The organism is Cyanobium sp. LEGE 06143, assembly GCF_015207535.1.
Lineage (GTDB): Bacteria > Cyanobacteriota > Cyanobacteriia > PCC-6307 > Cyanobiaceae > NIES-981.
Genome location: NZ_JADEWP010000091.1, coordinates 1 through 9,596 on the forward strand (window position 1 = coordinate 1; position 9,596 = coordinate 9,596).

Below are 9,596 nucleotides of genomic sequence, written 5' to 3' on the forward strand. Positions count from 1 at the left end.
CATCAGCAGGTGGCGGTGGAGGCTGAAACGGGAGCTGTCACAGGCGAGGCGCAGCTGAGCGGGGGGTGGGGCTCAGGGGCGGCGCCACACCAGGTCGTCCTCGGCCAGCAGGTTGTCGGCGGCGGCCGGACCCCAGGTGCGGGCCTCGTAGGGCTGCACCGGCAGTTGCCAGGGCGCATCCTCGATCAATTTGATCAGCGGGGTGTAGAGCCTCCAGGCGGCTTCCACTTCGTCGCTGCGGGTGAACAGGGTGGGCTCCCCCAGCATGGCGTCGGCGAGCAGGCGCACGTAGCCCTCATCACTCGGCTCGCCGAAGGACTCGTCGTAGCTGAAGGCCATGTCCACCGGGCGGCTGCGCATGCCGGAGCCCGGAGACTTCACCTCGAACTTGATCTCGGCGCCCTCGTCGGGCTGGATCCTCAGGATCAGCTGGTTGGGGGTGGGGGCGCCGCCGGCGGCATCGAACAGGTGCACCGGAGCCTTGCGGAAGGTGAGCACCACTTCGGAGAGCCGTTTGGGCAGGCGCTTGCCCGTGCGCAGGTAGAAGGGCACCCCCTGCCAGCGCCAGTTGTTGATGAACAGCTTCATGGCCACGTAGGTCTCGGTGGTGCTGTTCGGATCCACACCCTGCTCCTCGCGGTAGCCCTGAATCGGACTGCTGCGGCTGCCACCGGCGCTGTACTGGCCGCGCACGCAGCACTTCCAGGGCTCATCCTCATGGGCCAGGTGGGCGGCCTGCAGCACCTTGGCCTTCTCGTTGCGGATCGCCTCGGCGTCGAAGCGGCCAGGCGGCTCCATGGTGGTGAGCGCCAGCATCTGGGTGAGGTGGTTCTGCACCATGTCCCGCAGGGCGCCTGAGGTCTCGTAGTAGCCGGCCCGCTCTTCCACCCCCACGGTTTCAGCGGCCGTGATCTGCACGTTGGCGATGTAGTTGCGGTTCCAGATCGGCTCGAAGATGGTGTTGGCGAAGCGCAGCACCAGGATGTTCTGAACGGTCTCCTTGCCCAGGTAGTGGTCGATCCGGAAGATCTGTTTCTCCTTGGCGCAGCTCAGCACCACCCGGTTCAGCTCCTGGGCGCTGGGGTAGTCGGTGCCGAAGGGCTTCTCGATCACCACGCGGCTGCGCTCGCTGTCGCTGAGCAGGCCGGCGGCGGCCAGGGCGCGGGTGCCGCTGCCGTAGAAGGCGGGCGATACGGAGAGATAGAAGGTGCGGTTGCCCCGGGTGGCCCGCATCCGGTTGATCGCTTCGAGCCGCTCCCCCATGGTCACGATCGTGGCGGGGTTGGAGAGGTCGGCCGACTCATAGAACAGGCCGGCGGCGAAGTTCTCCCAGGCGACGGGGTCCTCGGCGATCACGTCGCTGAGGGAGCTGGCCATGCGTGAGCGAAACTCCTCGTCGCTCCAGGGGCGGCGGGCGCAGCCGAGCACGGCGAACTCACTGGGCAGGCGCCGCTGGCGGTGCAGCTCGAACAGGGCCGGGATCAGCTTGCGGTGGGTGAGATCACCGCTGGCCCCGAAGATCACGATGATCTGGGGGGCGATGACCCGCTCCTGGCGCAGGCCGACCCGCAGCGGATTGGTGAGAACGGCGGCCATGGAGCACCCAGTGATCCCTCTGGTTTAACGGCGCCAGCGTCAAAGCCCAGCCCAGCGGAGCCTTTGTGATCCGCTCTGTGAGCGAACACGAAAAAAAGCCCGCCGGTTGGCGGGCAGCGACGTCAGTAGGTTTCCACGTGCCAGCGGTCGGCCTTCTTGAGCTGGGGCCTCAGCTCGCTCCAGTCGATGCCCTTGGCGGCGGCAGCGGTGGTCATGGCCTCGTCGATGCCCGGCTCCATGCCGCGCAGACCGCACATGTACACGTGGGTCTTGGGATCTTCGATCATGGTGAAGATCTCATCGGCATGCTCCAGAACCCGGTCCTGGATGTACATGCGGCCATCCCTGCTGTTCTTCTGCTCGCGGCTGATCGCCTTGGTGTAGCGGAAGTTGTCGGGGAACTGGCTCAGGTAGTGCTCGAAGTCGGCGTCGTAGAGCAGGTTGGGGGTGGTGGGCACGCCCATGAACAGCCAGGCCTTGCCGCGGAAATGCCAGCCGTTCTTCTCCCGCTCAGCCGGCTCGAACATGCGGCGCAGGTAGGCACGCATCGGCGCGATGCCGGTGCCGGTGGCCAGCATGATCACGTTGGCCTCCTCATCCTCAGGCAGGAGCATCTCCTTGCCCACCGGACCGGTGATTCTCACCTTGGCCCCGGGGTCGATGTCACACAGGAAGGAGGAGCAGACGCCGTTGATGGTGGCGCCGTCCAGCTCGTACTGGAGCTGGCGCACGCACAGCGACACGGTATGGGCCTCCATGTTGTCGCCGTGGCGGGTGCTGGCGATCGAGTAGAGGCGGAGCTTGTGGGGCTTGCCCTTGGCATCGGTGCCGTCGGGAATGATGCCGATGCTCTGGCCCTCCACGTAATGGAGCTGGGGATCGCCGCCCGCCRGGTCGARGGTGATGTGGTTCACCCGGCCGATGGCTCCTTCGGCCAGCAGGCTGTAGTTCTCGGTGACGGTGCCGACGAACGGATCCTTGGGCTTGTAGAGGTTGACCGGGACGGCGGCGTGGGACACGGCAGCTGGTTTCGAGGGGTTGGGGGCGGTCTCCGGGCCGATCACATCGATGGAGGTGCGCTGCACCAGCAGCCGGTAGCGGATCGTCTGGCGCGCGTTGATGAAGTCCTGCACGGCTGCCACCTGCTCGGGCGTGGGCAGGTTGGGCTTGCTCACCCGCACCGAAGCGCGAATCAGGGGCGGGTTCTGCTCCCAGTCGATGCTGATGCCCACCAGCTCGGAATCCTGGCCCAGGGTGATGGTTTCAGTGCGCAGGCTCTCGGCGATCGCCACTTCCACCCGGTTGAGGGAGGCCTGGCGCCTGGCCTGGCCGATCAGGCCCACGAAGCTGGTGCTGAGGGGCACCAGCAACAGGCCGGTGAGCAGCAGGCTCACGAAACCCAGCCGACTCTGCAGCAGCCGCTGACGCAGTTCCGGCCGGGTGATCCCCAGGGTCACCAAGGCGCCGCTGAGGATTCCCAGCAGGTTGGCGGCGAACAGCAGCCCTGCCCCCTGGGCCCGCTGCCATTCGCCGGCCGCCACCAGCAACCCGAACACACACACCGGCGGCACCAGGGCCACGGCGATGGCGGTGCCGGCCAGCGAGCCCACCGCCTTGACCCGCACCTTGGCGTAGGTGGCGATGGCCCCGGCCACGATGGCGATGGCCAGGTCCAGCAGATTCGGACTGGTGCGGCCGATCACCTCGGAGCCGAACACCGGCAACCCCACGATCAGCCCCAGGCCGGCCGACAGCACCACGGTGGTGGCGACGCCGATGGCCAGGGTGAGCAATCCCCGCCCCACCAGCGGCAGCCGGCCCTGCAGGATCGCGAAGGCCGTGGCCCGCAGGGGCAGGATCCAGGGGGCGATCAACATCGCGCCGATCACCACGGCGGCGCTGTTGGCCAGCAGGCCGAGACTGGCGATCAGGCTGGAGGCCATGGTGAGCACCACGAACTCCTGATCCAGGCTGGCCTCGGCGCGGAACTGCCGGGTGAGCAGGGCCGCCGGCAGAACGGCGGCAGGAACAACAGACGCCATGGGCAGGCAGGGCCAGCAGCCCATCATCCTTCAGCTTCTGCGGCTCGGGGAGGATTGGTCCTCCGGGATGTCCTCCTCCATGGCCTCAGCCCCCTCCNANNCCNNNGGAGCGTCGCGCCCCCTCACCCAGCGCACGGTGATGGTGAGCGGGGCCAGCCGCGGCATCGGCCTGGCGGTGGCCCTGAACCTGCTGGCTGAGGGACACCGGCTCAGCCTGGGGGTCCGCGATCCGGCGGCCCTGCGGCACAGGTTGCAGCAGCTGGGCTGGAGCGAAGACGCAGCCAGCCTGTCGATCCACCCCTATGAAGCCCTGGCCGCCCCGGATCAGCCCAACAGCGCTGAGACCTGGGTGGCCGCCACGGCCGAGCGCTGGGGCGGGGTGGAGGCCCTGGTGCCGAGCGCGGGCATCCTGTCGCGGGCCAGGGTTTGCTACAGCCCGGGCGAGGAGGCCGAGATCGCCCGCCTGCTGGATGTGAACCTGATGGGCCCCTGGCGTCTGGGCCGCGCCGCCTGGCCCCAGCTGCAGGCCTGCGGCGACGGGCGGCTGGTGATGCTGGTGTCGATGAGCGGCAAGCGGGTGAAAGGCCGCCTGGCCGCCTACGGGGTGAGCAAGTTCGCCCTGCTGGGTCTCTGCCAGGCGATGCGCAACGAGGGCTGGGAGTCGGGCATCCGCGTCACCGCCCTCTGCCCTGGCTGGGTGAACACCGCCATGGCCGCTGCCGTGAGCAGCATCGACAAGCAGGCCATGACCCAGCCGGAGGATCTGGCCGCCACGGTGGCCCACCTGCTCGCTCTGCCGGCCTCGGCGGTGCCGTTTGAGCTGGCGGTGAACTGCCTGCTGGAAAGCGGCTCCTGAGTCAGGCCTCGCCGCCACATCAAGGCCGCCATCGCAGCACCGGCTGTGGCGGTGGCAACAGCTCGGGTGTTCTATGAAGGCTCTCCCCAACGCCATTCCGATGCGCCAGCGCTTTCCACGGCTGCGGCTGCACCTCACCTACAAGCTACTGCTCGCTATCTGCCTTCAAGTGATGGCCTGCCTCGCTCTGCCACCACCCTGGTATCGATTGTCTTCCGCGGGCTACATAGCGCTTGGATTGGTGATGATCTTTGGTCTAGGGGATCCCGTGGAGCAGTTGCGCTTCGGCGCAACATCGCGGCGGCTGTTCAAGTTGCTGGGCTGGGGAGCCCTCGGCTCCAGCGTTATGTGGTACCTCACGCCAGTGCAGCTTCGAGAGTCGGGGCTGCCATTGCTGATCCTGTGGGCGTTGTTCAGCCTTTGGAGTGCGACGCGGCTCATACGGGGTGTAGCGCTTGAGCGTAGGGTTGGAAATGATGTGTTGCGAGGCTGCGTGGCGGGCTATCTCATGCTTGGCCTCGCTGGTGGCCTGATCTGTGCGGCGCTGGAAACGATCCAACCAAACAGTTTCAGCAACGTCGACTTCACAGCTTCGGTCGTCACCAGCGAAGCAGATGTCTACCCGGTATGGAGTGTCAACTTCGTGCGACTCAATTATTTCGCTTTCGTGAGCCTCACCACCGCGGGGTATGGCGACATCACACCACTCACGCCTGTAGCCCAGATGATCAGCGTGAGCCTGGCAATTGTGGGCACCTTCTACATTGCAGCGGTGATGGGTCTACTCGTGAGTCGATTCTCTGCCAGAGAATCACTTCAGGATGCTGAGTCGGCCATCACCCAGGAGCCAGTGCTCCCTTCGGTGCAGGCGCCCCAGTTCCCCAAACCCAGGCTCAGGCTGTCGTCGCCAAAACAGCCGCCAGCGGCGGACCCCCCGCCAGACAACGGCCCCCCGGAGGGGGACTCAGCCKKAGCTKKCKGCTTCGGTGKCGGGATTGAGCGGCCCGGCGCGGCCCAGCTCCCAGCCCTTGACAATCCGGTACACCACCGGAACCACGAACAGGCTCAGCACTGTGGCCACCAGCAAGCCGGCGAACACCACGGTGCCGATGCTGGTGCGGCTGGCCGCTCCGGCGCCGCTGGCGAACAGCAGCGGCAGGAAGCCCGCCAGCGAGGAAATCGCCGTGAGCAGGATCGGTCGCAGACGGGCCACCGCGGCGCCGTGGATCGCCTCCTCCAGGGGCAGGCCGGCGGCCAGGCGCTGGTTGGCGAACTCCACGATCAGGATGCCGTTCTTGGCCGCCAGGCTCACCAGCACCAGCAGCCCCACGCGGCCATAGACATCCAGGGGCAGGTCGCGGATCGCCAGGCCGGCCAGGCCCCCGAGCAGCCCCAGGGGCACCGTCACCAGGATGATCATCGGGTCGATGAAGTTCTCGTAGAGCCCCGCCAGCACCAGCAGCATCACCAGCACCGCCAGCAGGAACACCCCCTCGTTGGCGCCGCCGGCGCGGGCCTCCTCCCGGGCCAGGCCAGCCCATTCCAGGTCGGTGGCGGTGCTGCCCAGCTCGCGGCGCACCTGCAGCAGCCGGTCCATCGCCTGGCCGGTGCTCACCCCGGCCCGGGCCTGGGCGCGGATGGCGATCGAGCGCACCAGCCGGGTGTGGTTGATCACCGTGGGGCCGGTGCTCCGCTCCACCCGCACCACCTGGGCCAGGGGCACGAGGGTGTCATCGCGGCCGCGCACCTGCAGGGCGAGCACGTCCTGCACATTGCGGCGCTCGGAGCCCTCCAGCTGCACGATCACGCGGCGGATGCGATCGCCCTCGAAGCTGTCGTTCACGTACTCACTGCCGAAGCTGGCGCCGAGCACCTCCACCACCTCCTCTAGGTCCACACCCAGGGAGGCCAGCTGCAGGCGATCGGGCTCCAGCCGCACCAGGGGGGCATCGGCCCGGAAGCGGGTGTCCACCCGCTCGAAATCGCCACTGGCCTGGGCGGCGTCGATGAAGGCCTGGGCCGCCTCCTGGAAGGCACTCAGGCTCAGCCGCCCGCCGCTGGTGTCCAGCAGGTCGAGTTCGATGCCGCCCTCGCTGCCGAAGCCCCGCACCGTGGGGGCCTCGATCACCACCACCTGGGCGTTGTCGATGCGGCCGGCAAGCTCGCGGTTGAGCTGGCCCGCCAGGGCCGCCGGGGTTTGCTCCCGCCCGGGGCGCTCCTCCACCGGCTTGAGGCGCAGGAAGAAGATGCCCTTGTTGGGGCTGCTGTCGCCGAAGGAGCGGCCGGCATAGAAGTTGCCCGTCACGATCTGGGGCACACCGGCCACCACCTGGCGCACCTGCTCCATCACGTCTTGGGTGCGCTGCAGGGCCATGCCATCGGGCAGCACCACGATGCCGCGCAGCTGGCTGCCGTCCTCCTGGGGAATGAAGGCCTTGGGGCGCTGCTGATAGGCGAAGGCCGTCACCACCAGGCCCACCAGCAGCAGGGCCACGATGCGCCGGCGCCAGCCCAGGGCCCGGGTGAGCCAGCGGTCATAGGGCCCCTCCAGGGATTCGAGCGCCCGCCGCGGCGGATCGATCAGGCGCAGCAGCCAGCGGGCCTCCTGGCCCTGGGCCTTGAGCAGCCGGCTGGCCGCCACCGGTGTGAAGGTGAGGGCGTTGAAGGTGGAGAACACGATCGTGGCGCCGATCGTGAGGCCGATCGGCGCAAACAGCCGGCCGGTGCTGCCCCCCAGGGTGAGCACCGGCAGGAACACCGCGATCAGCACCAGGGAGGTGGCCACCACAGCACCACCCAGCTCCGCCATCGCCTCGCGGGCCGCCTGCTGGGGCGGCTGGCCGCGCTCCATGCGGCGGCCGATGTCCTCGCTCACCACGATGGCGTCGTCCACCACCAGGCCGGTGGCCAGCACCATGCCGAACAGGGTGAGGGTGTTGATCGAGCTGTCCGTGAGCCGCAGCACGGTGAGGGCCCCCACCAGGGCCACGGGCACCGCCAGGGCGGAGATCAGGGCCAGACGGCTGTTGCCCAGGCCCAGCAGCAAGGCGASGAACACGASCAGCACCGCATCCCGCAGGCTCGTGATGGTGCGGTCGATGTTCTGCTGAACGGTTTCAGCCTCATCGATGATCACCTGGAAATCGAGGCCTGGCGGCAGGCTTTCGCTGATCTCGTCGAGGGCCGCGGTGATGCCGGCGCTCACCTCCAGGGCATTGCTGCCATCCCGCTGGAAGATGCCCATGGCCACGGTGGGGCGGCCCTGCAGGTTGGTGGCGATGGCGCCGTAGTCCTCACTGCCCAGGGTGACGCGGCCCACGTCACGCAGCAGGGTCACGCCGCCCTCATCGGTGGGGGCCACCACCAGGTTTTCGAACTCCTGCACGCTGCGCAGGCGGCCCTCCATGCGCAGGGGCAGGGTGAGCATCTGGTCGTCGGGGGAGGGCGCCTCGCCGGCCTGGCCCAGGGCGGCCAGCACGTTCTGCTCCTCGAGGGCATCGCGCACATCGGTGATCGTGAGCCCCAGCTGGTTCAGCCGGGCCGGATCGAGCCAGAGCCGGAAGGCCAGGGGACTGCCCCCGAACAGCCGCGCCTCGCCGACGCCGGACACCCGCTGCAGGCGATCGATCACCACCTGCTCCACCCAGCCGCTGAGGAAGATCTGGTCGTAGGTGCCCGGCTCGGCGCTGAAGCTCAGCACCATCAGCAGATCGTCGGAGCTGCGCCGCACCTGCACCCCGAAGCGGGCCACCTGGGGCGGCAGCCGCGGGTTCACCACCGCCGCCTCGTTCTGGGCGTTGATCTGGTTGATCTCGGGGTCGCCGCCCTCGAAGCTGAGGGTGATGCTGCTGCTGCCGGCAGAGCTGGTGGAGCGGATCTGATCGAGGCGCTCCAGGCCGTTGAGCTGCTTCTCCAGCAGGGTGGTCACCCCCTGCTCCACCACCTCGGGGCTGGCGCCGGGATAGCTCGTGCTCACCGACACCCGCCCGGGGGCGATCGCCGGCAGGTTTTCAATCTGGAGCCCCGGCAGGCTCACCAGGCCGCTCAGCAGCACCAGCAGGCTGATCACCAGGGTCAGCACCGGCCGGCGGAGAAACGGATCCGAGATCGACTTCACGCAGGCTTCTGGCTGGCTCTAGGGAAGGGGGGAGCCCGATCAGGGCCGCCCAGACTCGCGCTGTTCTAGGCGAGATCGCGCTTGAGCACGACGCAGAGGTAGTCCGGAGCCTTGTAGCGGCTGGGCAGGCAGAGGTGCAGCTGGGCCAGGCGGCTCCAGCACACGGTGCGCTCGATGGCGGTGCGGCTGCGGCCTTCCTGCAGCAGCCGGCGCAGGGCTTTGCAGTACAGCGAGTAATTGGCCTCGAGCTCCCCGATCGTGAGGCCTGTGCTGCTGCTCATGGCGGAGGGGGCGTCCGGGTGTAGCAGGGACGCACTTTCAGCCTACGGGCCGACAGCTCCCGCCCCGGCCCCGGGCAGCAGCAGGCTGGCCTGGGTGTCGGTGAGGCGTCCGGAGCGGTGCAGCACCGCCGTGATCGTGTCGATGCCCAGCACGGCATGGCAGTTGTAGCCGGCTGCCGCCAGGCGCTGCTTGGCCCGGCGGTCGTGGTCGCCGCCGTGGTCGATGAACACCACCACATCCTGCACCTGCAGCCCGGAACTCTCCAGCTTGGCGATGCCCGCCAGCACGCTGTTGCCGGTGATCAGGATGTCGTCCACCACCACCACCAGATCCCCCTCCTCGAAGTCGCCCTCGATCAGCCGCCTGGCACCGTGGGCCTTCACCTCCTTGCGCGGATAGATGAGGGGCTTGTGCAGCAGTAGCGACAGACCCGTGGCCGTGGGCAGGGAGCCGTAGGGAATGCCGGCGATGCGATCGAAGGCCAGCTCCTCCATGCGGCCCGCATAGGCATGCAGCACCCGATGAAAGAGGTTGGGGTCGGAGATGATCTGGCGCAGATCGATGTAGTAGTTGAACACCGCCCCTGAGGCCTGCACGTAGTCGCCGAACAGCAGGCAGCCGATGTCGAACAACTCCACGATCAGGGCATCGAGATCAGCGGCGTCGGCGGGATTGGGACCCGGGGGGGAGGCCTGCAGCGTGC

The 9,596-nt window shown here is 68.3% G+C and carries 5 protein-coding genes and 3 pseudogenes; 2 read left to right on the top strand and 6 right to left on the bottom strand.

The genetic code is table 11. The features are described 5' to 3' along the window. Positions 1-72: 72 nt before the first annotated feature. From zwf to IQ216_RS14720, 3 genes and pseudogenes are all read right to left on the bottom strand, one after another. The gene (gene zwf / locus IQ216_RS07805; protein ID WP_193815035.1) at positions 73-1,596 is read right to left on the bottom strand and encodes a glucose-6-phosphate dehydrogenase; all 1,524 of its coding nucleotides are present in this window, start codon (positions 1,594-1,596) and stop codon (positions 73-75) included. A gap of 122 nt (positions 1,597-1,718) precedes the next feature. Further along, a pseudogene (locus tag IQ216_RS07810) lies at positions 1,719-2,633 on the bottom strand (ferredoxin-NADP reductase); the annotation flags it as partial. Between the two features lie 492 nt (positions 2,634-3,125). Next, positions 3,126-3,665, bottom strand: a pseudogene (locus IQ216_RS14720) (DUF389 domain-containing protein); the annotation flags it as partial. Positions 3,666-3,717: 52 nt separating this feature from the next. On the opposite strand from IQ216_RS14720, the gene IQ216_RS07820 reads away from it, so the two are divergent. Continuing rightward, complete coding sequence (locus tag IQ216_RS07820) at positions 3,718-4,494, top strand: SDR family NAD(P)-dependent oxidoreductase (protein WP_193815036.1); 777 nt, start codon at positions 3,718-3,720, stop codon at positions 4,492-4,494. 508 nt (positions 4,495-5,002) lie between these two features. Further along, positions 5,003-5,281 (top strand): annotated as a pseudogene (locus IQ216_RS14725) (ion channel); the annotation flags it as partial. 177 nt (positions 5,282-5,458) lie between these two features. Here the strand turns inward: IQ216_RS14725 and IQ216_RS07830 are convergent. The 3 genes from IQ216_RS07830 to pyrE form a co-directional block, all read right to left on the bottom strand. Continuing rightward, entirely contained in the window at positions 5,459-8,611 is a 3,153-nt protein-coding gene (locus tag IQ216_RS07830; protein ID WP_193815037.1) for an efflux RND transporter permease subunit, read from the bottom strand. A gap of 65 nt (positions 8,612-8,676) precedes the next feature. After that, a complete protein-coding gene (locus IQ216_RS07835; protein ID WP_186696778.1) occupies positions 8,677-8,892 on the bottom strand; it encodes a DUF3136 domain-containing protein in 216 nt (71 codons plus the stop codon). Positions 8,893-8,934: 42 nt separating this feature from the next. Further along, positions 8,935-9,596 (bottom strand): orotate phosphoribosyltransferase (gene pyrE, locus IQ216_RS07840; protein ID WP_193815038.1); only part of this gene is annotated, 662 nt, incomplete at its 5' end.